Origin of the sequence: Serratia sp. KG1D (assembly GCF_037150675.1) — a bacterium.
Lineage (GTDB): Bacteria > Pseudomonadota > Gammaproteobacteria > Enterobacterales > Enterobacteriaceae > Serratia > Serratia nematodiphila.
Genome location: NZ_JBAGIH010000001.1, coordinates 560,718 through 584,274, shown reverse-complemented (window position 1 = coordinate 584,274; position 23,557 = coordinate 560,718). Strand labels below are relative to the sequence as shown.

Annotated in this window: 28 protein-coding genes; 13 read left to right on the top strand and 15 right to left on the bottom strand. The window is 63.2% G+C overall.

Annotation, left to right across the window (positions count from 1 at the left end; all coding sequences use genetic code 11):
• Positions 1–6: 6 nt before the first annotated feature.
• From WFM45_RS02895 to WFM45_RS02860, 8 genes are all read right to left on the bottom strand, one after another.
• On the bottom strand, positions 7–780 hold the full coding sequence (locus tag WFM45_RS02895) for an ABC transporter permease (protein WP_336954486.1): 774 nt from the start codon (positions 778–780) through the stop codon (positions 7–9).
• On the bottom strand, positions 777–1,712 hold the full coding sequence (locus tag WFM45_RS02890; RefSeq protein WP_016928556.1) for an ABC transporter ATP-binding protein: 936 nt from the start codon (positions 1,710–1,712) through the stop codon (positions 777–779). Before WFM45_RS02890 ends, WFM45_RS02895 begins: the two co-directional genes overlap by 4 nt.
• Positions 1,709–2,869: an ABC transporter permease gene (locus tag WFM45_RS02885; RefSeq protein ID WP_336954485.1), complete on the bottom strand. Its 1,161-nt coding sequence runs from the start codon at positions 2,867–2,869 to the stop codon at positions 1,709–1,711. Before WFM45_RS02885 ends, WFM45_RS02890 begins: the two co-directional genes overlap by 4 nt.
• A 61-nt stretch (positions 2,870–2,930) precedes the next feature.
• Positions 2,931–3,860: a glycine betaine ABC transporter substrate-binding protein OsmF gene (gene osmF / locus WFM45_RS02880; protein WP_033633783.1), complete on the bottom strand. Its 930-nt coding sequence runs from the start codon at positions 3,858–3,860 to the stop codon at positions 2,931–2,933.
• Positions 3,861–3,873: 13 nt separating this feature from the next.
• Entirely contained in the window at positions 3,874–4,932 is a 1,059-nt protein-coding gene (locus WFM45_RS02875) for a fatty acid desaturase (protein WP_031299703.1), read from the bottom strand.
• A gap of 89 nt (positions 4,933–5,021) precedes the next feature.
• Positions 5,022–5,498 (bottom strand): OsmC family protein, encoded by a 477-nt coding sequence (locus tag WFM45_RS02870; RefSeq protein ID WP_004939379.1) that lies wholly within the window; start codon positions 5,496–5,498, stop codon positions 5,022–5,024.
• A gap of 139 nt (positions 5,499–5,637) precedes the next feature.
• Positions 5,638–6,000, bottom strand: a complete 363-nt coding sequence (locus tag WFM45_RS02865; protein WP_033633785.1) for a cell envelope integrity TolA C-terminal domain-containing protein — start codon at positions 5,998–6,000, stop codon at positions 5,638–5,640.
• A 43-nt stretch (positions 6,001–6,043) separates the two neighbouring features.
• Positions 6,044–6,955: a LysR substrate-binding domain-containing protein gene (locus WFM45_RS02860; protein WP_004939387.1), complete on the bottom strand. Its 912-nt coding sequence runs from the start codon at positions 6,953–6,955 to the stop codon at positions 6,044–6,046.
• Between the two features lie 140 nt (positions 6,956–7,095).
• On the opposite strand from WFM45_RS02860, the gene WFM45_RS02855 reads away from it, so the two are divergent.
• From WFM45_RS02855 to WFM45_RS02845, 3 genes are read left to right on the top strand one after another with little or no spacing between them, the layout of a single operon-like run.
• Complete coding sequence (locus WFM45_RS02855; RefSeq protein ID WP_004939390.1) at positions 7,096–7,740, top strand: hydrolase; 645 nt, start codon at positions 7,096–7,098, stop codon at positions 7,738–7,740.
• 48 nt (positions 7,741–7,788) lie between these two features.
• Positions 7,789–8,334 carry an antibiotic biosynthesis monooxygenase gene (locus WFM45_RS02850; protein WP_048322496.1) on the top strand — a complete coding sequence of 182 codons (546 nt, stop codon included), beginning with the start codon at positions 7,789–7,791 and terminating at the stop codon, positions 8,332–8,334.
• A 21-nt stretch (positions 8,335–8,355) separates the two neighbouring features.
• Positions 8,356–10,227, top strand: a complete 1,872-nt coding sequence (locus WFM45_RS02845; RefSeq protein ID WP_103085792.1) for an amidohydrolase — start codon at positions 8,356–8,358, stop codon at positions 10,225–10,227.
• 102 nt (positions 10,228–10,329) lie between these two features.
• Here the strand turns inward: WFM45_RS02845 and WFM45_RS02840 are convergent, their stop codons facing one another.
• The 3 genes from WFM45_RS02840 to WFM45_RS02830 form a co-directional block, all read right to left on the bottom strand.
• The gene (locus tag WFM45_RS02840) at positions 10,330–11,460 is read right to left on the bottom strand and encodes a Gfo/Idh/MocA family protein (protein ID WP_015377116.1); all 1,131 of its coding nucleotides are present in this window, start codon (positions 11,458–11,460) and stop codon (positions 10,330–10,332) included.
• Between the two features lie 228 nt (positions 11,461–11,688).
• A complete protein-coding gene (locus tag WFM45_RS02835; RefSeq protein ID WP_004939402.1) occupies positions 11,689–12,312 on the bottom strand; it encodes a glutathione S-transferase family protein in 624 nt (207 codons plus the stop codon).
• A 9-nt stretch (positions 12,313–12,321) separates the two neighbouring features.
• Entirely contained in the window at positions 12,322–12,504 is a 183-nt protein-coding gene (locus WFM45_RS02830; protein WP_072010125.1) for a DUF1127 domain-containing protein, read from the bottom strand.
• 180 nt (positions 12,505–12,684) lie between these two features.
• Between WFM45_RS02830 and WFM45_RS02825 the strand changes: the two genes are divergently transcribed.
• The 4 genes from WFM45_RS02825 to WFM45_RS02810 all read left to right on the top strand — a co-directional run bounded on the left by WFM45_RS02825 (position 12,685) and on the right by WFM45_RS02810 (position 16,785).
• Positions 12,685–14,121, top strand: coding sequence for an aminotransferase-like domain-containing protein (locus tag WFM45_RS02825; RefSeq protein ID WP_336954476.1), 1,437 nt, complete (start codon positions 12,685–12,687; stop codon positions 14,119–14,121).
• Positions 14,122–14,202: 81 nt separating this feature from the next.
• Positions 14,203–15,087 (top strand): oxidoreductase, encoded by an 885-nt coding sequence (locus tag WFM45_RS02820; RefSeq protein ID WP_336954473.1) that lies wholly within the window; start codon positions 14,203–14,205, stop codon positions 15,085–15,087.
• 10 nt (positions 15,088–15,097) lie between these two features.
• Positions 15,098–16,123, top strand: a complete 1,026-nt coding sequence (locus tag WFM45_RS02815; RefSeq protein ID WP_336954471.1) for an AraC family transcriptional regulator — start codon at positions 15,098–15,100, stop codon at positions 16,121–16,123.
• Positions 16,120–16,785 (top strand): epimerase, encoded by a 666-nt coding sequence (locus WFM45_RS02810; RefSeq protein ID WP_048322490.1) that lies wholly within the window; start codon positions 16,120–16,122, stop codon positions 16,783–16,785. Before WFM45_RS02815 ends, WFM45_RS02810 begins: the two co-directional genes overlap by 4 nt.
• A 9-nt stretch (positions 16,786–16,794) precedes the next feature.
• Here WFM45_RS02810 and WFM45_RS02805 read toward each other — a convergent pair whose 3' ends face one another.
• Positions 16,795–17,217, bottom strand: coding sequence for an NUDIX hydrolase (locus tag WFM45_RS02805; RefSeq protein WP_015377111.1), 423 nt, complete (start codon positions 17,215–17,217; stop codon positions 16,795–16,797).
• Positions 17,218–17,323: 106 nt separating this feature from the next.
• Here WFM45_RS02805 and sseA point away from each other — a divergent pair, with 106 nt between their 5' ends.
• On the top strand, positions 17,324–18,169 hold the full coding sequence (gene sseA / locus WFM45_RS02800) for a 3-mercaptopyruvate sulfurtransferase (RefSeq protein ID WP_015377110.1): 846 nt from the start codon (positions 17,324–17,326) through the stop codon (positions 18,167–18,169).
• On the opposite strand, the gene WFM45_RS02795 is transcribed toward sseA, so the two are convergent.
• Positions 18,166–19,035 (bottom strand): LysR substrate-binding domain-containing protein, encoded by an 870-nt coding sequence (locus tag WFM45_RS02795; RefSeq protein ID WP_049239846.1) that lies wholly within the window; start codon positions 19,033–19,035, stop codon positions 18,166–18,168. The two genes, sseA and WFM45_RS02795, sit on opposite strands and share 4 nt — an antisense overlap.
• Before the next feature lie 105 nt (positions 19,036–19,140).
• On the opposite strand from WFM45_RS02795, the gene WFM45_RS02790 reads away from it, so the two are divergent.
• The 5 genes from WFM45_RS02790 to WFM45_RS02770 all read left to right on the top strand — a co-directional run bounded on the left by WFM45_RS02790 (position 19,141) and on the right by WFM45_RS02770 (position 22,195).
• Complete coding sequence (locus WFM45_RS02790) at positions 19,141–19,710, top strand: DUF4865 family protein (protein ID WP_336954465.1); 570 nt, start codon at positions 19,141–19,143, stop codon at positions 19,708–19,710.
• 76 nt (positions 19,711–19,786) lie between these two features.
• Positions 19,787–21,022, top strand: coding sequence for an FAD-dependent oxidoreductase (locus WFM45_RS02785; protein WP_336954463.1), 1,236 nt, complete (start codon positions 19,787–19,789; stop codon positions 21,020–21,022).
• A 68-nt stretch (positions 21,023–21,090) separates the two neighbouring features.
• Positions 21,091–21,351 carry a type II toxin-antitoxin system Phd/YefM family antitoxin gene (locus WFM45_RS02780; protein WP_033637606.1) on the top strand — a complete coding sequence of 87 codons (261 nt, stop codon included), beginning with the start codon at positions 21,091–21,093 and terminating at the stop codon, positions 21,349–21,351.
• Positions 21,311–21,658 (top strand): type II toxin-antitoxin system RelE/ParE family toxin, encoded by a 348-nt coding sequence (locus tag WFM45_RS02775; protein ID WP_015377105.1) that lies wholly within the window; start codon positions 21,311–21,313, stop codon positions 21,656–21,658. Before WFM45_RS02780 ends, WFM45_RS02775 begins: the two co-directional genes overlap by 41 nt.
• Before the next feature lie 24 nt (positions 21,659–21,682).
• Positions 21,683–22,195, top strand: coding sequence for a GNAT family N-acetyltransferase (locus WFM45_RS02770; protein ID WP_336954460.1), 513 nt, complete (start codon positions 21,683–21,685; stop codon positions 22,193–22,195).
• A gap of 22 nt (positions 22,196–22,217) precedes the next feature.
• Here WFM45_RS02770 and WFM45_RS02765 read toward each other — a convergent pair whose 3' ends face one another.
• Positions 22,218–22,730: a DUF2165 family protein gene (locus tag WFM45_RS02765; protein ID WP_171403245.1), complete on the bottom strand. Its 513-nt coding sequence runs from the start codon at positions 22,728–22,730 to the stop codon at positions 22,218–22,220.
• 119 nt (positions 22,731–22,849) lie between these two features.
• Positions 22,850–23,548: an urea ABC transporter ATP-binding subunit UrtE gene (gene urtE / locus WFM45_RS02760; protein ID WP_082996961.1), complete on the bottom strand. Its 699-nt coding sequence runs from the start codon at positions 23,546–23,548 to the stop codon at positions 22,850–22,852.
• Positions 23,549–23,557: the final 9 nt, after the last annotated feature.

Below are 23,557 nucleotides of genomic sequence, written 5' to 3'. Positions count from 1 at the left end.
TCCCCCTTACCCCGCCGAAGTGGGCGCCAGCGTCTGCTGACGCCAGGCGGTGAGATAACGCACCCAACGTTCGAACAGCATATCGGTGATAATAGCCAACAACGCCACAACCGCCGCGCCCTGGATCACATAGGCGGTGTTAAACCCGCTCAGGCCGATAATGATCGGCGAGCCGAGCGTCTTGGTGCCGACGGTGGAAGCGATGGCCGCCGTGCCGATGTTGATGATCACCGAGGTGCGGATCCCGGCGACGATCACCGGCGCCGCCAGCGGCAGTTCAACCCGCCACAGAATTTGCCAGGCGCTCATCCCCACGCCGCGGGCGATCTCGCGCGTGGCGGGCGGCACCGATTCAATGCCCGCCAGCGTGCCCTGCAGGATCGGCAGCAGGCCGTACAATACCAGCGCAATGATCGCCGGCTGTTCGCTGAAGCCCATCACCGGCACCGCTACCGCCAACACCGCCACCGGCGGGAAGGTCTGCCCCACCGCCACCACCGTTTCCACCAGCGAACGAAACTCCCGGCCGCTGAGTCGGGTCACGGCCACGCCTGCCGCCACGCCGAGAGCCACCGCGATCAGGCTGGAGATCGCCACCAGCGACAGGTGCGCCCCCACCAGCGCGATAAAGCTGTCCTGCTGGTAAATGGGCCGCTCCAGATCGGGGAACCAGGCGGCGAACAGGCCGCGCAGATGATCCATGCCGAACACCAGCGCCAACAGCAGCGCCAGCGTCCAGGGCAAAGGATCGCGCAGCAGGCGCCCGATGCGCCCGCTCATGACAGCGCCTGCCCGGCGATCAGATCGTTGAAGTGCAACACCCCCAACGCTTCGCCCCGTTCATCCACCACCGGCAGACAGTCGCTGCCGCGCGCCACAAACACCGACAGCGCCTCGCGCAGGCTCATGGCGGCGGCGATCGGCTCGCCCCCGGCGACACCGGGTCGCACCCGCTCCGCCACCGTCCCCAGCGACAGCAGCTTGATGCCGCGATCGCTGCGCCCGAAGAAATCACGCACGAAATCGTTGGCCGGGGCGGTCAACAGCGTCAGCGGCGTGCCCTGTTGCACCACCCGCCCCTGATCGAGCAGCACCAGACGATCCGCCAGGCCCAGCGCTTCGTCGATGTCGTGCGTCACCAGCACGATAGTGCGGCCGGAGAGCTGATGGATGCGCGCGATCTCCGCCTGCAGCGCCGCACGGGTGACCGGATCCAGCGCGCCGAACGGTTCGTCCATCAGCAACACCTCGGGATCGGCAGCCAATGCGCGCGCCACCCCCACCCGCTGCTGCTGCCCGCCGGACAGCTGGTGCGGATAGCGGCGGCGAAACAGATCCGGCTCCAAATGCAGCAGCTCCAACAGTTCGGTCACCCGATCGCGAATGCGCGCGCGCGGCCATTTCAGCAGCTGCGGCACGGTGGCGATGTTCTCTTCAACCGTCCAGTGCGGAAACAGGCCGATCGATTGGATCGCATAGCCCATGCGCCGCCGCAGATCCTGCGGTTTGAACGACTGGATCTCTTCGCCGGCAAAGAGAATCTTGCCCCGATCGTGTTCGATCAGGCGATTGATCATTTTTAACGTCGTGGACTTGCCGGAACCCGAGGTGCCGATCAACACGGTGAATTCGCCCTCGGCGATGTGCAGCGTGAGATCGTCCACCGCCGGCTTGCCCTGAAAAATTTTGCTGACTTGCTCAAAGTGAATCATCGGCGCGATACGTCCAGGATTGAAACCCAAAATTTAAACAGCGAATCGACGATGACCGCCATCATGACCACCGGGATCACCCCCAGCAGAACCAGATCCAGCGCGCTGCTGAGCAGCCCCTGAAATACGATGGCGCCAAAACCGCCGGCGCCGATCAGCGCCGCCACCACCGCCATGCCGACGGTCTGCACCGCCAGAATGCGCACGCCGGTCAGGAACAGCGGCAGCGCCAACGGCAGCTGCACGCGCAGGAAGATCTGCCCGCGCGTCAACCCCATGCCGGTGGCGGACTCAATCACGCCGGCCGGCACGCTTTGCAGCCCCGCCACCACGCTGCGCACCAGCGGCAACAGCGCGTACAGCACCAGCGCCACGATCGCCGGCGCCATGCCGATACCGCTGACGCCGTGTTCCGCCAGCCAGGGCACCGCCACCGCCAACCCCGCCAGCGGCGCGATCAGCAGGCCGAACAGCGCGATCGACGGCACGGTCTGGATAATGTTCAACACGGAGAAGATCGGCCGCTGCCAGCGCTCGGAACGAAAACACAGCACCCCGAGCGGCACACCGATCGCCAGTGCCGGCGCCATCGTCGCCAGCAGAATGGTCAGGTGCTGCAACAGCGCAGCATCAAACACCTCCTGCCGATTATGATACTCCTTCAGCAGCGACAGCTGATCGAGCTGATGGCCGAACAGCAGCAGCGCCGGCGGCACCAGCACCAGCGCGTTGCCGAGCATCCGCCGCAGGTGCGACACGGTGAGACGCGCCATGGCGTCGGCGGCGATCAGCAGGCTCAGCGCCATGGTCAACCAGCAGCCGCTGCCCCAAGAGGTGCGCGCCAGGCGCGATCCCTCCTGCGCCAGACGCCCGGCAGCCTGCCCGCTGATCCAGAACGCCAGCGTCAGCACCCCGCAGGCGGCCAGCGCCGCCAGCAGCGCCCGCCCCCGCGTCGGCGGCAACAGGCTGAGGATCGCCAATGCCGCCAGCGGCAACAGCAGCCACAGCGCCGGGCCGTGCAGCAGGGAGAACAAGGAGAGGCTTTTGCCCGACAACAGGCGATTGGGGGCATAACTGAGGAACGGCAGGCCGAACGCGGCCAGCAGCAACAGCATGAACAGCGTCAACAAGACGCGATGTTTTACGGCGATAGTCAAAGAAACGCTCCGGCTCCCTCGGTTTACCCCCTCTCCCGACGGCAAAGGGGGCACCTCGGCATTATCCCTTAACAAACCCTTTCTCTTTCAGGTAAGCGGCCGCCACCTGTTTGGCGTCCTGGCCTTCCACAGCGATCTGCGCGTTGAGTTTTTGCAGCGTCGGCCCGTCCAGCGAGGCGAACACCGGCTTCAGCAGCTCAGGCAGATTGGCGTGCGCCTTCAGCGCCGCTTCGCGCACGATCGGCGCCGGCGCGTAGATCGGCTGTACGCCTTTCGGATCCGCCAGCGTCTGCAGCCCCAGCGCCGCCACCGGGCCATCGGTGCCGTAGGCCATCGCCGCGTTGACGCCGGAGGTCTGCTCCGCCGCCGCCTTGATGGTCACCGCCGTATCGCCGCCGGCCAGGGACAGCAGCTGATCCTGATTCAGCTTGAAGCCGTAGGCATTCTGGAACGCCGGCAGCGCATCCGGCCGCTCGATAAATTCCGCCGAGGCCGCCAGCTTGAACTTGCCGCCGCCGTTGATCCACTTGCCGAGATCCGCCAGCGTTTTGAGATGGTTGGCGTCCGCCACGTCCTGACGAATGGCGATGGTCCAGGTGTTGTTGGCCGGCGCCGCATCGAGCCAGACGATTTTGTTTTTGTCGTAGTCGAGCCGCTTCACCTTCTCGAAGCCGGCCTGGGCGTTCTTCCACGCCGGATCTTTCTCATCGGAGAAGAAAAACGCGCCGTTGCCGGTGTATTCCGGGTAGATGTCGATCTCGCCGGAAGTGATGGCGCCACGCAGCACCTTGGTGGTGCCGAGCTGCAGCTTGTTGGTGGTTTTGATGCCGTTGGCTTCCAGCACCTGCACGATGATGTTGCCGAGCAGCGAACCTTCGGTATCGATCTTGGAGCCGACGCGCACCGAGTCGGCCGCCTGCGCCAGACCGCCGACGGCCAGCAGAGCCAGCGCGACGGCAAAGGAACGTCCGCGTGATAAGGTGATTGCCATACTTTTCCTCTGGTTATATGTTTTCCGGCTCATGGGCCAGTTCGGTTGGAAAATCCTGAGAAACGCGCTTCCAGCGCGCAATAAGTTTTTTCTTCGGCAGGACATCGCGTTCCTCCCGCCGTTCGCCGGCGCTCAGCGGATGCACGCCGACGTCGATCGGCGTCAGTGCGTAATCGCGCAGCCACTCGCCATAACCCTGCGCGACGAATCCCTGGCTGCGGCGCTGATACGCCTCGCGTTCCGCCAGATAGACTTCGCGCAGGCCATACCAGGGCAGGCCGGGCAAATCGTGATGCACTAAATGGTAGTTCAGATTGAGAAACAGCAGCCGCCACGGCCAGCCCGCCTCATTAATAATAGAACGTGCCTGCGGTGCGTCCACGGCGCGATGCTCAAAAAACGATCTTACCTTGGTCAGCGCCAGCGCCGGGTAGCTGATGGCCAACAGGTAAAACGCCGCGCCGATGCCCTGCATCTGCAGCCAGTGCAGCAGCGCCGCCAACAGCGACAGATGCGCCAGCCACATCGCCCAGGCGCGCAGATCGCCCGCTGCAAGCGTCTTCACTGCGCCGAACAGCGTGGTGACGATATCCAGCGCCGGGCCGAGGAGCACCCGGCCGATCAGCGTATTGCGCACCGCGGCCAATAACGGCAGCAGGCGGGGATAACGCCGCCACTGCGCGGCGCTGAAGTAGTAACTTTCGGGATCTTCATGCGGATCGGTCAGGTGGTCGTTGCGGTGGTGGCGCAGATGCGAATCCCGATACAGCCCGTAGGGATACCACACCGCCAGCGGCAACAGGCCGAACAGCTGATTGACGCGCGGCCAGCGCGTCGGATGGCCGTGGATCAGCTCGTGTTGCAGCGACATATACCCGGTGGTCAGCAGGATCAGCAGCGGCGCGCCAAGCCACGGGCCCAGCGCCTGCCAATAATGCGCCACGCCAAACCAGCCGCCGTACACCGCCGCCATGATCCCCCAGGTGGGCAACTCCAGCCGCCAGTGCCAGCGCCGATGAAGCCGCCGGATGCGGTCGCGTTGTTCAGGGTGCAAATAGTGGGCGTGGGACATGCTGCGGCTCGCGGTTGGGGATTTTCCCCCAGTATCGGTGAGCCGCAGTGACGTTCAAAATAACGAAAATGGCAAAGCTAAGTGAAAATTCAGCGGGTTGCGTACTCGGCCTGCGGTTCGCACGCCACCGGGAAATTCACCGAGTTGGCGATAAAGCACAGGTGATGCGCCTGCTCGTGCAGCTGTTGCGCCAGCTGCAGATCGTCGCCGTCGCGCACCGTGACCTGCGGCCGCAGCGTCACCGAGGTGAAAAAGCCACCGCGCGCCGCATCTTCGCGCATCACCCCGACGGCGTTGTCCTGATAGGCCAGTACGGAAATGCCCGAGGTAGCGCATAAATGCAGATACCATAATTTGTGACAGGCGCTGAGCGAAGCCACCAGCAAATCCTCCGGGTTCCAACGCGTCGCGTCACCGCGAAAGGCCGGATCGGCTGAACCGGCGATGTCTGCCTTGCCCACTGCGCCGATCAGGTGATCGCGCCCATAGGCGCGGTAATCCTCGGTGCCTGCCCCCAAATTCCCCTGCCAGGTGACCGCCACCTGATAATGATGCTCACCTTTCATGCCTTGTCTCCCGTTGGCCGGCCAATGAAAAATCGCCTTGCTGCATGCCCGGAGAACACTATTGGCGGAAAAGCGCGAAGATGCAAACGGCGAAACGAGAAAAAACGGGCCGCGCAAGCGGCCCGTCGATCACATGCTTTCAGGGAACGAAATCGAGCACCACAGCGTTGAACAATGCGTATTCAGTGGCGCTGGCCATCGGCGGAAACTGCGCGCGCTGCACCGCAGCGCTCGCCGCTGCGCACAGGGGCGCATCGCCTCTTACGATCTTGCTGCTCGCCAGCTTGCCGTCCGGCTGCAAACGGATAGCAAGGGTGCAACGCTGACCGTGCGCATGTTCCGGCAAGCGCAGCTCACGGCTCACCGCGTTATGTACCCGCTCCGGATAACTGAGCTGCGTTGCGGCCAGTGCCGGGGCCTGCGGCAACGGCATGCCGGCCTCGCGCCCGGCGCCGCAGCCGCTCAGCAACAACAACGCCAACAGGCTTAGTGTCTTTTTCATTCCCGATGTCCTTATTGGGGGATTAATCCTTATCGGGCGGCCCTCACTGCGCCGCCGGGTAGGCCTCGCCGTCGTCCGCGTAGCGCTGCAGCCGTTCGCGCCACCATTTGGCCGCCAGGCCGCTGGCGCTTTCCCGCCAACCGAAATAGGCGATGTCGCTGCAGCGTTCCGATTCGACGCGTTTCGCCACCAGTTCGCCGCTGTTCAGGTAAGGTTCCGCCAAAGAACGCGGCAGATAGCCGCAGCCCAGCCCGGCCAGCTGCGCCTGCAGCTTGGCGTCGAAACCGAAGACCGTCAGCGTATCCTGCTCTTCCAGCAGATTCAGGCTCTGCGGCGCGTTGACGCGCGAAGTGTCGCGCACCACCACCGCCCGGTGCTGACGGATTTCGTCCTTCGGCAACGGTTCCGGCAATGCCGCCAGCGGATGCTGCGGCGCGACGGCGAACACGTAATCCAGCTGCCCCAGCCTGCTGAACGCATAGCCCACCCGTGACGGCGGCTCGCAGATGGCGCCGATGATAATGTCGGCGCAACCGTAGACCAGCGACTCCCAGGAGCCGGCCAGCACTTCGTGGCTGAAACGCAGCCGGGTATGGTGATGCTGCCGATAGAACTCGTCGATCAGCGGCAACAGGCGGGCAAACGGGAAAGAGGCGTCAATCCCGAGCGTGATTTCGCTTTCCCAGCCGTTTTCGACATAGCGCGCCTGCTGCTCCAGATCCTGCGCCGCCCGCAGCAGCACCCGCCCCTTTTCCAGCATCAGCTTGCCGGTATCGGTGAACTTCGCCCGATGCCCGGAGCGATCGAGCAGGGTGATGTCGAGATCGTTCTCCAGCTTTTGCACCATATAGCTCAGTGCCGAAGGGGTTTTAAACAGTGCGGCGGCCGCGGCGGCGAAAGATCCGTGCCGGTCCAGCGCATCCAAAATCAGCAGCGCTTCCAGGTTTAATCTCATGTTTTCTCCCGTGTATAAAAAAACTCAACAAGTCGGCAAAAATTCTGCGGTATCTTTGAAATCGCCCTCTGCCTACCATGGGTTTTATCGGCGTTACACTCATCAGATGTTCAACCGAAATATCACTGGGAAGGTAAATTATGTCCAAGTTTCAACTGCTTGATAAAGACAACTCCGCACTGATTTTTATCGATCATCAACCGCAAATGGCCTTCGGCGTGGCTAATATTGATCGTCAGCAACTGAAAAACAACGTTGTTGGTTTGGCGAAGGCAGGCAAGATTTTCAACGTTCCCACCCTTTTCACCTCGGTCGAAACCGAAAGCTTCAGCGGCTATATCTGGCCGGAGCTGCTGGCGGTACACCCTGAAATCACCCCGATTGAACGCACCTCGATGAACTCCTGGGAAGACGCGGCCTTCGTTAAAGCCGTGGAAGCCACCGGCCGCAAAAAGCTGGTGATCTCCGCGCTGTGGACCGAAGTGTGCCTGACCTTCCCGGCGCTGATGGCGCTGGAAGCCGGCTATGAAGTGTATGTGGTGACCGACACCTCCGGCGGCACCTCCGTCGATGCGCACGAACGTTCGATCGACCGCATGGTGCAGGCCGGCGCCGTACCGGTGACCTGGCAGCAGGTGCTGCTGGAGTACCAACGCGACTGGGCGCGCAAAGATACCTACGACGCGGTGATGGCGCTGGTGCGCGAACACAGCGGCGCGTACGGCATGGGCGTCGACTACGCTTACACCATGGTGCACCACGCACCGGCCCGCACGGTGAAATAATTCCCCTTGCCCCGGCCTCGCGCCGGGGTATTTTCAGGAGTCGGTTTTATGGCCCATCCGCAGCATGTCACGCTGGTGATCACCCACCGTTTGGCGCCGGGGAACGAACAGGCCTATGAGGCCTGGCTGAACCGCATCATGCCCGACGCCGCAGGCTTCACCGGCCATTTAGGCGTCAACGTGATTCGCCCTTCCGGCGACGAACAGGCCTATACGGTGCTGGTCCGCTTCGACAATCTCGACAATCTCTACCGCTGGCTCAACTCGCCGCAGCGCAAGCAATACATCGAAGAAGTCACTCCGCTGTTGCTGGAGAACGACCATATCGAGATCCGCCCCGGCGCAGAGTTCTGGTTTACCCCGCCCAACCCCAGCGTGCGCCAGCCGCCCCAGTGGAAGCAATTCATCATCACCCTGCTGGTGATCTTTCCATCCACCAATCTGGTGCCCTGGTTTTGGGGGCTGGCGCTGCCGCAGCTGGACGGCACGCTGCTCGGCCATTTTCTCAATGACGCCACCGTGGTCGCCCTGGTGGTGTACCTGTGGATGCCTATCGTGACTCGCGTTTTTCATCAATGGCTGACCCGCCGCTAGGCGGTTCGCCGGGAGAATGTTATGAACCACCACGCTTCATTGATCATCACCAACGGCAAGTTTCACACCGTCGATCGCCAACACCCCACCGCGCAAGCGGTCGCCATCCGCGACGGCAAGTTTCTGGCGGTCGGCAGCGAAAGCGAAGTCATGCAGCACGCCGGGCCGGAAACCCAGGTGATCGATCTGCACGGCCACACCGCCATTCCGGGCCTGAACGACTCGCACCTGCACCTGATCCGCGGCGGCCTGAACTATAACCTGGAGCTGCGCTGGGAAGGCGTGCCCTCGCTGGCCGACGCGCTGCGCATGTTGAAAGAACAGGCGCTGCGCACCCCGAGCCCGCAATGGGTGCGGGTGGTCGGCGGCTGGACCGAATTCCAGTTCGCCGAGCGCCGCATGCCGACGCTGGACGAAATCAACCAGGCGGCGCCGGACACGCCGGTATTTATTCTGCATCTCTACGATCGCGCGCTGCTTAACCGTGCGGCGTTGAAGGTGGTCGGCTACACCAAAGACACGCCGAACCCGCCGGGCGGCGAGATCCAGCGCGACGCCAACGGCAACCCGACCGGCATGCTGATCGCCAAACCCAACGCCATGATCCTGTACGCCACGCTGGCGAAAGGGCCGAAGCTGCCGCTGGAGCAGCAGGTCAACTCCACCCGCCAGTTCATGCGTGAGCTGAACCGCCTCGGTCTCACCAGCGCCATCGACGCCGGCGGCGGCTTCCAGAACTACCCGGAGGATTATCAGGTGATCGCCGAGCTGCACGAGAAAAAGCAGCTGACCATCCGCATCGCCTATAACCTGTTCACCCAGCGGCCTAAACAGGAACTGGAAGACTTCGAGCTGTGGACCGACATGCTCAAGCCGGGCCAGGGCACCGACTTCTATCGCCACAACGGCGCCGGCGAGATGCTGGTGTTTTCCGCCGCCGACTTCGAAGACTTCCTGCAGCCGCGCCCGGATCTGCCGCCGGGCACCGAAGACGAACTGGAGCGAGTGGTGCGCCATCTGGTCGAGCACCGCTGGCCGTTCCGCCTGCACGCCACCTATGACGAATCCATCAGCCGCATGCTGGACGTGTTCGAGAAGGTGAACCGCGATATTCCGTTCAACGGCCTGCACTGGCTGTTCGACCACGCCGAAACCATTACCGAGCGCAATATCGAGCGCGTCAAGGCGCTGGGCGGCGGCATTGCAGTCCAGCACCGCATGGCGTTCCAGGGGGAGTATTTCGCCGACCGTTACGGCATCGAAGCCGCCAAACATACGCCGCCGGTGGCGAAAATGCTGGCGGCCGAGCTGCCGGTCGGGCTGGGCACCGACGCCACCCGCGTCGCCAGCTACAACCCGTGGACGGCGCTGTACTGGCTGGTCTCCGGCCGCACCGTCGGCGGCATGGCGATGTACGACGACAGCGCGCGGCTGGATCGCGAAACGGCGCTGATGCTGTGGACGCAGGGCAGCGCCTGGTTCTCCACCGAGCAGGGCAAGAAAGGCCAGATCAAGGTCGGCCAGTTGGCGGATTTGGCGGTGCTGTCGCAGGACTACTTCAGCGTGCCGGAAGAGCAGATCAAAGGCATCGAGTCGGTGATGACGGTGGTGGACGGCAAAGTGGTCTACGCCGCCGGCAGCTTCTCGTCGCTGGCGCCGCCACCGCTGCCGGTGCTGCCGGAGTGGTCGCCGGTCACCCAGGTGCCGGGCCATTACCGCTCAGCACCACCGTCGGCGGCGGCCCGCGTCGGGGTAGTGAGCCAGGCGCATCAATGCTGCGGCCCGTGCGGCGTGCACGCACACCAGCATGACATCGCGCGCCGCTCCAGCATCCCGGTGTCGGACGAGAATGCCTTCTGGGGCGCGTTCGGCTGTTCGTGTTTCTCGTTCTAAGTCATCAAGCCAATAACTTATTATAAAGTTAACTTAATAAGGTATTAAGCTAGCAACATAATAAATTAATGGCGCTGTCCACGGGAGAGCGCCATTTCATTTTCAATCGCGGTTGATCTCCAGCCAGCGCCGCTGTTCGGCGGAGGCGGCTATCGCGTCCAGCACGCACGACACCTTCCAGCCCTCTTCAAAGTCCGGCCACATGCGATCGCCCGCGGCGATGCCGTTGACCAGATCGCGGATCTCCACCGTCTTCTGATCGTTAAAGCCGATGCCGTGCCCGGCGCTGATGCAAAACGCCGCATAGTCCGGGTGTTTCGGCCCCACCAGCAACGTCTTGAACCCCTGCCGCTCCGCCGGTTCATCGTGCCGATACAGCTTCAGCTCCGCCATCCGTTCCTGAGTATAACTCAGCGTGCCTTTGGTGCCGGTAACCACATAGGTCAACCCCATCTTGCGCCCGCAGGCAATGCGCGACGTTTCGATAGTGCCCATCGCGCCGCCGGCGAAACGCAGCAGCGCACTGGCCTGATCTTCGTTTTCTACCGGGTGCAGGCGCGTCGGGTCCTGCGGATCCGGGCGCTGTTTGATCACGGTCTGCATATCGCCGGAAACCGCCACGATATCGCCCACCAGGTAGTGCGCCATATTGACGATGTGCGCCGCCAGATCCCCGAGCGCGCCTAATCCGGCGCTGGCGCGGCGGCAGTGCCAGTCGATCGGCGTGCGCGGATCGGCCAGATAATCCTCATTGTGGGTGCCGTAAAAATGCACCACCTCGCCGATTTCGCCGTTGGCGATAATTTCGCGCGCCAGTTGGCTGGTGGGGTTTTTCATGTAGTTAAAACCGACCAGCGTTTTCACCCCCTTGGCGCGCGCGGCCTGCACCATCTCCGCCGCGTCGGCGGCGTCCAGCGCCAGCGGCTTTTCCGAATACACGTGCTTGCCGTGGCGGATCGCCGCCAGCGCCATCTCTTTATGCAAAAAGTTGGGGGCGCAGATGTCCACCACATCGATCGCCGGATCGGCGACCAGCTGCCGCCAGTCGCCGGTCGAGCGCGCAAAGCCGAATTCGGCCGCGCGCTGCGCCGCCAGCTCGGGCGTCACTTCCGCCAGCATCTCCAGCACCAGGTCCCCTTTCAGAGGAAAGACCGTGGCGGCCTGCGCATAGGCGATAGCGTGACAACGCCCGATATAACCGGTGCCTATTAACCCAACGCGTACCTGTTTCATCATTTTCTCCCGTGACCGAAATTCTGCGTAGAACCAGGCGTCGCTCAATGAAACGCGCCGGTTGATAACGGGTTTATATGGAATATAAATTTCAATAACAAGCACACAGGAAAATAAAGTTCATATTCGTGATGCCGTTCATGAAACGTTGACGGGATGATGTAATGAGGAAAGTCCGGACACGGCGGGGCGTATCCGGACAAGATGAAACGAACCGTTTATTTCATATCACGGTAAACCGTTAGCACCGTGCTGCACGTAGCCAGGGCGTTGCAGCAGGCGCTGCTGATAGGCCGCCAGCGCCGCATAATGCGGCCGCTCGAACGGCGTCATCAGCCAACGGTTCAGCGATAGCCCCAGCACCACGTCCGCCAGCGTGAAGGCGGCGCCGGCGGCATAAGGGCCGTGCTGCGCCAGATGTGCGTCCAACAAGCCCATCAGCCGGTTCCATTCGCGCTCGGCGGCTGCCAGGCTGGCGGCATCCTGATAATCCGCATGCCCACGCACCCGCGACATAAACACGTAGCGCCAGGCGCCGTTCAGATCGGTGGCCTGCCAGTCCATCCACATCTCCACCGCCGCGCGCGCGCCGGGTGCCTGCGGCAGCAGATCTTGCCGCCCTTCCCGCCCCGCCAGATAGCGGCAAATGGTATTCGACTCCCACAGCACCCGCTCGCCGTCGATCAGCACCGGCACCAGGCCGTTGGGATTCAGCGCCAAAAACGCCGGCTCCTGCGTGGAGCGATAACCGCTGCCCCAGTCCTCCCGTTCCAGCGTCAGCCCCAACTCCTGACAGGTCCATAACACTTTGCGCACGTTGATCGATGAGGCTTTACCCAATAATTTCAGCATTCACTTTCCTTATTCTCTCCAGAACGGTTTATACCCTTCCCGCCAGGCATCCGCCCGCGTCAGGCCGATATCCGCCAGCTGCCTGTCGTTCAGCAGCAGTAACTCTCTGCGCGTTCTGCGACGCAACAAATACCAACGCCAGCGTGACCAGCCTACCCGTCGCCACATCGTCATGCCATCAAACAGAGCCATCTTATTATTCCCCCTGATGTTTTCGCCTGGTAGTGATGATGCGCGCCAGGCAAAAAACAATACAGATTCACGCTGGCGCTATTTTTTTCATACAGCTGCGCCAAAAAACCCGCTGAATGGTTTATTTTGAACGTATCTGTACCGGTTTTTTAATCCTGACCACCGATGAGAGGCATCTGTATGACACGCTACGCCACGCTGGCCGCCATTCTCAGCCAACGCATTCAGCAAGGGTTGTATCCGGCCGGCCATCGCCTGCCTTCGGTGCGCACGTTGAGCCAGGAGCACGGCGTCAGCATCAGCACGGTGCAGCAAGCCTACCGGTTGCTCGAGGAACAGCGCCTGGTGGAAGCGCGGCCGAAGTCGGGCTACTTCGTGCATATGCAGCGCGCGCAGGCCGAGCTGCCCGCCATGACGGCGCCGGTGCAGCGGCCGGTGGACATTTCGCAATGGGAGCAGGTGCTGGAACTGGTGCGCAGCCGGCCGCGCGAAGGCCTGATCCAGCTGGGGCGCGGCATGCCGGATATCGCCGAACCGACGATGAAACCGCTGATCGTCGCCCTGCGCAACGCCGCCCGCCACGGCGACCTGCGCAGTCTGTATTACGACAGCATTCAGGGCGTGGCCGCGCTGCGCGAACAGGTCGCCCGTCTGCTGCTGGACTCCGGCTGCCAAATCGGCCCCGATCAGCTGCTGATCACCACCGGTTGTCAGGAAGCAATCTCCGCCGGGCTGCGCGCCGTTTGCCAACCCGGCGACATCGTGGCGGTCGATTCGCCCTGCTTCCACGGCACCATGCAGACGCTGAAGGGGCTGGGCATCAAGGCGCTGGAAATCCCCACCGATCCGCTCACCGGCGTCAGCCTGGCCGCGCTGGAGATGGCGCTGGAACAGTGGCCGGTCAAGGCCATCCTGCTGACGCCCAACTGCAATAATCCGCTGGGCTACATCATGCCCGACGCCCACAAACAGCGGCTGCTGACGCTGGCGCAGCGCCACGACGCGGCGATCATCGAAGACGATGTCTACGGCGACATCGCCTATCACTACCCGCGGCCGCGCACCATCAAGTCATTCGACGACGACGGCCGCGTGCTGCTGTGCAGCTCGTTTTCCAAAACGCTGGCGCCGGGGCTGCGCGTGGGCTGGATCGCGCCCGGCCGCTACCTGGAACGGGTGCTGCACATGAAGTTCATCAGCTCCGGCGCCACCGCTACCCAGCCGCAGCTGGCGATCGCCGAATTTATCCGCGGCGGGCATTACCTGCAGCACCTGCGGCGCATGCGCGCCCGCTACCAGCAGAACCGCGACCGCATGACCGATCTTATCCTGAAACACTTCCCGGCCGGCACCCGCGTCAGCCGGCCGCGCGGCGGTTTTATGCTGTGGATCGAACTGGACGAGGCGTTCGACACCCTGCGGCTGAACCGCCATCTTGAACAGCAAGGCGTACAAATCGCCGTCGGCAGCATCTTTTCCGCCGCCGGCAAGTACCGCAACTGCCTGCGCATCAACTATGCGCCGACGCTGACGACAGAGATCGAGATGGCAGTGCAGAAGGTCGGCGCCACCATCCAGCGGCTGATGCCGGCCGACAGTTTGGCGCAATCGGATTAAATCTTGACGCGATCGGATTATCGCTGCGCTGCCCGGCGCTCTAAAGTGGCATCACACCCACTCGCAATCAGGAAGGTCATGATGTCTCAGTCACAAGTATGGTTAATCACCGGCAGTTCCCGCGGCCTGGGCCAACAGCTGGCGCAGGCGGTGTTGGCCGCCGGGCACCGTCTGGTCGCCACCGCCCGTCAGCCGCAACAGCTGCAGCCGCTGGTGGAACGCTACGGCGATCGGGTCGCCACAGTCGCGCTCGACGTCACCGACGCCGCCGCCGCCGAACGCGCGGTGCGCACGGCGATTGAACGCTTCGGTCGGCTGGACGTGCTGGTCAACAACGCCGGCTACGGCAATATCGCGCCGGTGGAGGAAGCCGATGAAGCCGATTTTCGCGCGCAGCTCGAAACCAACTTCTTCGGCGTGTTCAACGTCACCCGCGCGGCGCTGCCGATATTACGCCGGCAGGGCAGCGGCCACATCATCCAGATCGCCACCATCGGCGCTCGCCTCGGCATTGCCGGCCTCAGCGCCTACCATACCGCCAAGTGGGCGGTCGAAGGGTTCTCCGAATCATTGGCCAAAGAGATGACCCCCTTCGGCGTCAAGGTGACGATGGTCGAACCCGGCGGCTTCCGCACCGACTGGGCCGGTTCTTCAATGACCATTGCGCCGATCGGCGAAGCCTATCAGCCGACGCTGGGGCCGATGCTGGCCTTCCTGCAGCAGCATAACGGCAGCCAAACCGGCGATCCGGCCAAGGCGGCGCAGGCGATCCTGCAGTTGGCGGCGCTGGAAGCCCCTCCGCTACGCCTGCTGCTCGGCAGCGACGCGGTGCATATGGCGGCGCAGGTGTTGGCAGAACGCCAGGCGGAGGACGCCGCGTTTCGCGCCCTCAGTCTCAGCACCGACCACGACGACAGCTCGCCGGATCACGCCGCGATGGCGGCGGTGGTGACGGGAAAATCCTAAGGAGCCCGCATTGAGCAGCGATCAAATTCCGGTTTCCGGCGCGCTGGCGGTACACCTGGCGGCGCAGGGCGTCGATATCGAGCAGCTCGGCCACATGGCCGGGCTACCTGCCGGCCTGTTCGGCGCGCGGCGCGACAAGATTAAACTCACCACGCAACAATTCTTCTCTCTTTGGCGCAGTCTGCCACAGCTGACTGACGATCCCGCCTTCGGCCTGCGCCTGGGCGGCGAGGTCCCGCCGGAACACTATGACATTGCCTTGGTCGCCGCGTTGCATTCCGCCACGCTGGGTGAAGCGTTGCAAAAAGTGGCGCGCTATAAACGACTGGTTTGCCCGGAAGAGCTGATGCTGGAAGAAGACGGCGACAGCATCCGCTTGCATACGCGCTGGACCATGAGCGAAGCCCCTGCGCCGGCGCTGCTGATCGACGCCATGTTCGCCGCCATCACGGCCCTGTGTCGGCGCGGCACCGGCTTGCCCCTGCAGCCGCAGGCGATCGAATTGACCCGGCGGCCGGACGCCGCCTCGCCGCTGGCGCGCTATTTCGGCTGCCCGGTGACATTCAACGCCCCGCAGGACGTGCTGGTGTTTGACCGCGCGCTGATAGACCAACCGTTCATCACTTACAATCAGGACATGCTGGCCGTATTGCTGCCGGGGCTGGAGGCGGAACTGGCCAAATCGCAGCCGGCGCACGATCTGCCCACGCAGGTGATGGCGATCCTCAGCCGCAGCATGCGCGGCCAGCGCCCCAGCGTCAACAGCGTGGCCGCTGAACTCTATCTCAGCCCGCGCACGCTGCAGCGCCGCTTGCAACAGCACGGCTACAGCTACCAGCAATTGTTGGACAAAACCCGCCACCGCACCGCCTGCCGGCTGTTGGCGGAAACCGACCTTGAACCGGGCGAAATCGCCTTTGTGCTGGGATTCGAAGAGCTGAATTCGTTCAGCCGCGCCTTTATTCAGTGGGAAACGCTGACGCCCAGCCGCTGGCGCACGCAGCGCGCCGCCGGCCAGTGGGAGAACAGAGCATGAAAGTGATTATTTTCGGCGCCAGCGGCATGGTGGGCCAGGGCGCACTGCGGGAATGCCTGCGCGATCCGCGCGTCAGCGAAGTGCTCAGCATCGGCCGAAGCCCGTTGGCCCAGAGCCACGCCAAACTGCGCCAGCTTTCTGTGCCCGATCTGCGTGATCTGTCGGCGCTGGAGCCGCAGCTCGCCGGCTACGACGCCTGCTTCTTCTGCCTGGGGATTTCGTCCTCCGGCCTGAGTGAAGCTGAATATCGCGCGGTGACTTACGATCTGACGCTGGCCGCCGCCCGCCCGTTGGCGACGCTGAATCCGTCGATGGTCTTCGTCTACGTCTCCGGCCTCGGCACCGACAGCAGCGAACGCGGCCGCAGCATGTGGGCCAGGGTCAAGGGCGCCACCGAAAACGCGCTGCTGGCGCTGCCGTTCCACGCGGTGATGTTCCGTCCCGGCGCCATTGTGCCGCTGCACGGCATTCGCTCCAAAACCCGCCTCTACGATCTGGCCTATCGGCTGTTCAAGCCGCTGTGGCTCGGCGCATTGCGGCTGTTTCCCGCCCGGGTAAGCAGCACCGAACGAATCGGGCGGGCGATGCTGGCGGTGGCGCGACGGGAAAGCGCGCTGCGCATCATCGAACCGGCGCAGATCAACCGGCTGGCGGCATCCTGAACAACGGGGTTAACCGCCCTGCCGCCAATACTCCGCCACCCGGCGGCGCAGGTGTTCGATACCCTGCGGATGGTGAATAAACTGCTCCACCGGCATCATCCGCCAACGCTGCCCCTCGTCGCCGAAACGTATGGCGGCGATCTGCGCCGGAGTGATCATCCCGGCCATGAACCAGGTCGGCGGATAGCCGGGCAAAATGCCGTCGTAGCGCCGCCGCCAGACAACCTGACGTTCGGCGATCGCCACGCCGAACTCTTCCTGCGTCTCCCGCTGCACGCACTGCAGCGGCGTTTCGCCGTTCTCCCGCCCGCCGCCGGGCAGATCCCACAGGCCGGGCCACGGAATGCCCGGTTTATCGTCCCGTTGGTAAACCAGCAGGAAACCATCGCACAGCAGCGCGATCTTGGCCCCGCCAAACGCCTCGTCCGTCATGATTTTTCCGCTCCCTGCCCATTGCCTTTGACTGAACATCATACTTCATCCCCGCGCGGCCTGGTGTATAGTGAAAATCCGTTTTCACAACAGGCGAACAATAACGATGAACTCTCCGTTTCTGGTGACCCCTCAATGGCTTGCGCAACATATCAACGATGAAAATCTGGTGGTGATCGACGTCCGGATGTCGCCGGTGGGGCTAACGCCGAAAAAGGACATGCTTGCCGAGTTCGAACGCGGCCATATCCCCGGCGCGGTCTATTTCGACATCGACGAAGTGGCGGACAAAAACACCGCGCTGCCGCACATGCTGCCGACGGCGGCGGAGTTTGGCGCGGCGGTGGGCAAGCTGGGCATCAGCGAGCGCGATACCCTGGTGATTTACGATGAGGGTAACCAGTTCTCCGCGCCGCGCGGCTGGTGGACCTTCCGCAATTTCGGCGCCCAGCATGTTTACGTACTGGACGAAGGGCTGAACGGCTGGACAGCGCAGGGCCAGGCGCTGGCCACCGGCCCGGCGCAGCCTGAACCGCAGGCGTTCAACGCCCGGTTCAACGCCGACGCGGTGGTGGATATGCGGCAAGTGGAACAGGCGTTAGGCACGCCGGTGCAAATTCTCGACGCGCGCGCCGCGCCGCGCTTTTATGCCGAAGCGCCGGAGCCGCGCCCCGGCCTGCACCGCGGCCACATTCCCGGCAGCATCAACATTCCGTACGGCGAGCTGCTGGAAAACGGCCGCTTCAAATCGCTGGAGGCGCTGCGCCAAACCTTCAGCGACAAGGGCGTGGATATCAACGGCCCGATCATCACCAGCTGCGGCTCCGGCGTGACGGCGGCGGTGCTGGCGTTCGGCCTGCTGTCGCTCGGCGCCCCGCAGGTCAAACTGTATGACGGCGCCTGGAGCGAATGGGGCCAGCTGAGCGGCAAACAGCCCATCGCCAAAGATTAGGTTTCGATCCGCTCGACCACGATCTGCGCCAGCCGCTGCACGGCCGCCGAGGGCTGATCCTCGGCGCGGTGCAGCACCACGCCGAGCTGGCCGAGAACGGGCAGCAGTTCGGGCGCCAACGGTGACAGGCCGGGCGGCAAACCCGCCGCCGTGCGCACCGTGACGCCCAACCCGGCGCTCACCGCCGCCCAAACGCCGTTCAGGCTGCGGCTGCTAAAGGCGATGCGCCAGGGAATGCCGGCGCGATCCAGCGCCTGCGTCGCCGCGCTGCGCATCAGGCAGGGCGCGTCGAACATCACCAACGGCAAGGGTTCGTCCCCTTCTCGCCACGGCGCCAGCGCGAAGCCGGGCGACGCGATCCAGTGCAACTGCCGCTGCCCCAGCGCCTGATGAAACGGCGTGCTCAAACCGCCGTCCCACGCCAGCGACAGATCCAGCTGGCCTTTCAGCACCCAGTCGATCAGCTCGGCATTGCGGGCGATGCGCGCCTCGATGCGCACCTTCGGATTGGCGCGCGCGAAGCTGCCCAACACCTGCGGCAGAAACGTCTCGCCGAAATCTTCCTGCAGCCCCAGCCGCACCGTGCCCTGCAGATCCAACCCGCGCACCGCGGCGGCGGCTTCGTCATTGAGCTCCAGCAGGCGGCGCGCGTAACCGAGCAGGGTTTCCCCCGCCTCGGTCATCACCATGCCGCGTCCGGCCTTGCGCAGGATCGGCGCGCCGACCTGCTGCTCCAGCTTTTTCAGGTGAGCGCTGACCGCCGACGTCGAACGCCCCAGCCGTTCCGCCGCCTTGGCGAAGCTGCCCAGCTCGACGCCGGTGACGAAGCTGCGCAAATCCTCGAGATCGAACGTGATTCGCCCCATGCTGACCATCCTGATTTTCTGAACCATCAATCAAAATAATACCGATTTTACTGATAAAGATGGCGTGTCACGCTCTCCCGGTCAATGTCTTTGCGGAGAATCCTTATGCTCGCGATGCAATACCGTTTCACCCTGCCCGCCGATTACGACATGGCGATCGTCCGCCGCCGCATCGCCGATTTCGGCCATCGGCTCGACGCCTGCCCGCAGCTGATCGTCAAAGCCTATCTGTACGCGCAGCGCAGCGAAGGCAGCGCCGAAAATCTCTACGCTCCCTTCTACCTGTGGAACAGCAGCGCCGGCATGAACGATTTCCTGGCCGGCGAAGGTTTCAGAGGCCTCAGCCAGGCGTTCGGCTGGCCGCGCGTCAATCATTGGCTGCCGTGGCTGACGCATTTCGATCGCCCTCATCTGGCCGAGGCCGCCTGGGCAACCTGTCAGGAACAGGCCATCATCCCCTACAGCGATCTCCCTGCGCTGCGTCGGCAACAGCAGGCGGCGCCCGGCGCGCTGGCCTCCATCCTGGCGTTCGACCCCGCCGAGTGGCGGTTAGTGCGGCTGGATTTATGGCGTGAACCGCCGCAGGCACGGCCGCAAAACGGCCAGCTGTTCCGCGTCGGCCATCTGTCCATCCCCTTTGACCACACTGCGCCGCGGGTTGACAGTCAAACTTGATATTGATAATCATTATCAACATTAAACATTCACTTGCGGCTCGCGGGATGCGTGCCGCTCTCCGGGGTCAACCGTCATGCCGTCATCACCGATCACACCTTACGCCACCACCTGCTGCATCGTGGGGGGCGGCCCCGCCGGGCTGATGCTCGGCTATCTGCTGGCGCGGGCGGGGATCGACGTGACGGTGCTGGAGAAGCACGCCGATTTCCTGCGCGATTTTCGCGGTGACACCATTCACCCGTCGACGCTGGAAGTCATGCATCAGCTGGGCCTACTCGATGAACTGTTGACGCTGCCGCACCAGCGCGCGGAATCCCTGCACGCCGAAGTCGCCGGGCGCGACATCAAGCTGGCGGATTTCACCCGCCTGCCGACGCGCTGCAAATTTATCGCCTTTATGCCGCAGTGGGAGTTCCTCAATTTTTTGGCACAGCAGGCCGCCGCTTTTCCCAATTTCAGATTGTTGACCTCAACGCAGGTTCATGAGCTGCTGTATGACCGCGGCCAGGTATGCGGCGTACTGGCCGACACGCCGGAAGGCCCGATCCGCGTGCGCAGCCGGCTGGTGATCGGCACCGACGGCCGCAACTCGGTGGTGCGTGAGCAGGCGGCGCTCAGCAGCCGATCCTTCGGTGCCCCGCGCGACGTCTTGTGGATGAAGCTCAGCAAGCAGCCGGGCGATCCGGCCTGGTCAATGGGCCACACCGGGCCAAAGCAGAACTTCATCATGATCGATCGCGGTGACTACTGGCAGTGCGGCTACTCGATCGACAAAGGCAGCTTCGACGCGATCCGCCGCAACGGGCTGGAGAAATTTTTGCTGCACCTCGCCGAGGTGGCGCCATTCCAGGACGATCGCCTGCAGGAGATCGTCGAGTGGGATCAGCTGAAACTGCTGAGCATCCGCATCGATCGTCTGGATCGCTGGGCCAAACCGGGCGTGCTGTGCATCGGCGACGCCGCGCACGCCATGTCACCGATCGGTGGCGTGGGCGTCAATCTGGCGATTCAGGACGCGGTAGCCGCCGCCAACGCCCTGATACCGCCGCTGCGCCAACATCGGCTGCAGCTGAAACATTTGCTGAGCGTGCAGCGCCGGCGCGAGTTCCCCACCCGGGCGATCCAGTTTTTACAGATCAAAATGAGCCAGCGCAAGCCGGGTCAGCGTCGCGCCGCCGGCGGTTCGCGCCTGATCGCTCGCGTCGGCAACAGCCGTTGGCTGCCGCGCCTGTTCGGTCGCATCATCGGCCTGGGCTTTCGCCGCGAAACGCCGCGACATCTGTCCAACGAAACCAACCCGCCGGAATAACATTGGTGATTTTTTCATCGCACCGTATAATGGTTAAATCGAACGATTTAATTAACTGGAGCGATTAAATGTACGCACTCAGCGCGAACGAGGCGAAAACCCAATTCGGCGATTTGCTGCTCAAGGCGCAGCGTGAACCGGTGCAAATCAATCGCAACGGCAAACCGGTCGCCGTCGTCATGTCGGTAGAAGATTACCAGGCGCTGGAAGATCTCAAATTACGCGCGCTGCAGCAAAAAATCGCGCAGGCTACCGCCGAGGAAGACGCCGGTAAGGCGGTAGACGGCGATGCCTTCTTCAACCGTCTGCTCACCGATGAAACCGACTGAGATGCCCGCGTTTCGCCTCACCCCGCAAGCCCAACAAGATCTGCTGGCTATTCGCCATTTCACCGTCGAGCACTGGGGCCAAGCGCAATCTCGCCGCTATCTTGAGCAGTTGAGGGAGGTCATGCATCATCTGGCGGATATGCCGGAAGCGGGTAAGGCCCACTTTCACGATCTGGGCGAAGAAATACGCAGTTTTCCTTACGCCAGCCATAGGATCTATTACCGCAGCCGCCCTGCCGGCATCACCGTTCTTGCCATTCTGCATCAGGCGATGGTGCCCCACCGGCATCTGGAACAACGGCTGTAATTCTTCTTACTCAAAGGGGCACAGATGTTCACCGTCCGTCAGGCATTGGTAGAAGATTTAACCCAGGTGCGCGATATCGGCATCAGCACCTATCGTTCGCACTTCGGTGAGCTGTGGCACTACCCGCACGAGCTGGAGGCCTTTCTGGCGGAGGATTTTTCCGTCTCCGCGCTGGAACGGACGCTGCGCCAGCCGGACGTGTGCTGGCTGTTGGCCTATGAGAATGATGCCCTGGTCGGCTATGCGCGGGTGAACTTCGACAGCCTGCTGGCACCAACCGAACAAATCGGCGCAGAGCTGCAGAAAATCTATTTCCTGCCGGGCCATGCCGGCAACGGCTATGGCCAGCGCCTGTACGAACAGGTGCAGCAGCGGGCCATCGAGCGCCAGCAGAAGACGCTGTGGCTGGAGGTGCTGCAACGCAACACCCGCGCCCAACGTTTTTATCAGCGTCAGGGATTGAGCATGTGTGGCAAGACCTGCTACACCAGCGCCCAGGGCTCGATAGGCATCTGGTATATGAGCAAGGCGCTGTAACCGCGCCCCGCTCCGCCGCCGTTTAGCGCGGCTCCCGCTGCAGCATCAGGAACAGCAAGGCAAACGCATTGGGCGCCAGGTAGATCAGCGCCCCCAGCTGCACCGCCAGCGGGTTCTCTTTGGCCTGCCAGGCCATGAACCAGTCGCCGGCGACCACCATAAAGCCGACGCCCCACACCGCGATCGCGCAAAGCGCTCCCAGCATCGCCCAGGCTTTGCCCTTGGCGAAGGCGGCGTAAGGGCCTTTCAATCGCCCGATCATCAGCACCACGCCCGCGGCCGCGAATAGGCCGGCCAGCGTTTCCAGCGTGGTGATGACCGCCAACCCCAACATGCAGGCCCAGTCGGCGCGGATCGCGCGCCACATCAGCCCCGGCGTTTGATAAGTATCCTGCATGGCGAGCAGCGGCCCAACCGCATTGCGCGCGGTGCCGGCGAAATCTGCCGTATTGTTCAACAGGCTGAACAGCCCCCACAGGGCCGGAAACAGGGACAGGACGATGCAACCGAGGCGTGACACAGTGATTTCATTCATGATGATGTTAGCTATCCATGGCAAGGGATTAATAAAGAACGCCTTTTAGATTAATCCATAACATCAGCAAGGAAAAACAACGGCACGACTTTCAGACATGCGGCTCCCATTTTTTTCGTTCAAATCGCCACCAGCCCGCGTACGCCGTCCTGTTCCATATTGCTGCCGGCACCGCGCTGCACGATGCTGCCGCGCGACATCACCAGATAGCTGTCCGCCAGATCGGCGGCGAAGTCATAGAACTGTTCCACCAGCAGGATCGCCATATCGCCGCGCGCCGCCAGCTGTTTGACCACCGCGCCGATCTCCTTGATCACCGAAGGCTGGATCCCTTCCGTCGGTTCGTCGAGGATCAACAGCTGCGGCCGGCAGGCCAGCGCCCGGCCGATCGCCAGCTGCTGTTGCTGCCCGCCGGAGAGATCGCCGCCGCGCCGATCCTTCATCTGCCGCAGCACCGGAAACAGTTCATAGATCGGATCCGGCACCGCGCGCGCGTCGGCGCCGGAAAAACGCGCCAGCCCCATCAGCAGATTTTCCTCCACCGTCAGGCGCGGGAAAATTTCCCGCCCCTGCGGCACATAGGCGATGCCCGCCTGCACCCGCTGATGCGGCTTTTTACCGGTGATGGCTTCGCCCTGCCAACGGACGCTGCCGCTGCGCGCCGGGATCAGCCCCATCAGGCATTTCAGCAGCGTGGTCTTGCCCACGCCGTTGCGCCCCAGCAGGCAGGTCACCTCGCCGATGCGCGCCTCGAACGACAGGCCGCGCAAAATGTGGCTGCCGCCGTAATACTGATTCAATTCTTCTACCTGCAGCATGATTACGCC

Coding starts and splice junctions, on each gene's coding strand:
- WFM45_RS02805 (WP_015377111.1), bottom strand. CDS start 17,217: ATGACGGACGAGGCGTTTGGCGGGGCCAAGATCGCGCTGCTGTGCGAT.
- sseA (WP_015377110.1), top strand. CDS start 17,324: ATGAACTCTCCGTTTCTGGTGACCCCTCAATGGCTTGCGCAACATATC.
- WFM45_RS02785 (WP_336954463.1), top strand. CDS start 19,787: ATGCCGTCATCACCGATCACACCTTACGCCACCACCTGCTGCATCGTG.
- WFM45_RS02850 (WP_048322496.1), top strand. CDS start 7,789: ATGGCCCATCCGCAGCATGTCACGCTGGTGATCACCCACCGTTTGGCG.
- WFM45_RS02875 (WP_031299703.1), bottom strand. CDS start 4,932: ATGTCCCACGCCCACTATTTGCACCCTGAACAACGCGACCGCATCCGG.
- WFM45_RS02865 (WP_033633785.1), bottom strand. CDS start 6,000: ATGAAAAAGACACTAAGCCTGTTGGCGTTGTTGTTGCTGAGCGGCTGC.
- WFM45_RS02795 (WP_049239846.1), bottom strand. CDS start 19,035: ATGGGGCGAATCACGTTCGATCTCGAGGATTTGCGCAGCTTCGTCACC.
- WFM45_RS02835 (WP_004939402.1), bottom strand. CDS start 12,312: ATGCTGAAATTATTGGGTAAAGCCTCATCGATCAACGTGCGCAAAGTG.
- WFM45_RS02770 (WP_336954460.1), top strand. CDS start 21,683: ATGTTCACCGTCCGTCAGGCATTGGTAGAAGATTTAACCCAGGTGCGC.
- WFM45_RS02870 (WP_004939379.1), bottom strand. CDS start 5,498: ATGAAAGGTGAGCATCATTATCAGGTGGCGGTCACCTGGCAGGGGAAT.
- WFM45_RS02790 (WP_336954465.1), top strand. CDS start 19,141: ATGCTCGCGATGCAATACCGTTTCACCCTGCCCGCCGATTACGACATG.
- WFM45_RS02820 (WP_336954473.1), top strand. CDS start 14,203: ATGTCTCAGTCACAAGTATGGTTAATCACCGGCAGTTCCCGCGGCCTG.
- WFM45_RS02840 (WP_015377116.1), bottom strand. CDS start 11,460: ATGAAACAGGTACGCGTTGGGTTAATAGGCACCGGTTATATCGGGCGT.
- osmF (WP_033633783.1), bottom strand. CDS start 3,860: ATGGCAATCACCTTATCACGCGGACGTTCCTTTGCCGTCGCGCTGGCT.
- WFM45_RS02825 (WP_336954476.1), top strand. CDS start 12,685: ATGACACGCTACGCCACGCTGGCCGCCATTCTCAGCCAACGCATTCAG.
- WFM45_RS02810 (WP_048322490.1), top strand. CDS start 16,120: ATGAAAGTGATTATTTTCGGCGCCAGCGGCATGGTGGGCCAGGGCGCA.
- WFM45_RS02890 (WP_016928556.1), bottom strand. CDS start 1,712: ATGATTCACTTTGAGCAAGTCAGCAAAATTTTTCAGGGCAAGCCGGCG.
- WFM45_RS02855 (WP_004939390.1), top strand. CDS start 7,096: ATGTCCAAGTTTCAACTGCTTGATAAAGACAACTCCGCACTGATTTTT.
- WFM45_RS02780 (WP_033637606.1), top strand. CDS start 21,091: ATGTACGCACTCAGCGCGAACGAGGCGAAAACCCAATTCGGCGATTTG.
- WFM45_RS02775 (WP_015377105.1), top strand. CDS start 21,311: ATGCCTTCTTCAACCGTCTGCTCACCGATGAAACCGACTGAGATGCCC.
- urtE (WP_082996961.1), bottom strand. CDS start 23,548: ATGCTGCAGGTAGAAGAATTGAATCAGTATTACGGCGGCAGCCACATT.
- WFM45_RS02845 (WP_103085792.1), top strand. CDS start 8,356: ATGAACCACCACGCTTCATTGATCATCACCAACGGCAAGTTTCACACC.
- WFM45_RS02895 (WP_336954486.1), bottom strand. CDS start 780: ATGAGCGGGCGCATCGGGCGCCTGCTGCGCGATCCTTTGCCCTGGACG.
- WFM45_RS02860 (WP_004939387.1), bottom strand. CDS start 6,955: ATGAGATTAAACCTGGAAGCGCTGCTGATTTTGGATGCGCTGGACCGG.
- WFM45_RS02765 (WP_171403245.1), bottom strand. CDS start 22,730: ATGAATGAAATCACTGTGTCACGCCTCGGTTGCATCGTCCTGTCCCTG.
- WFM45_RS02830 (WP_072010125.1), bottom strand. CDS start 12,504: ATGGCTCTGTTTGATGGCATGACGATGTGGCGACGGGTAGGCTGGTCA.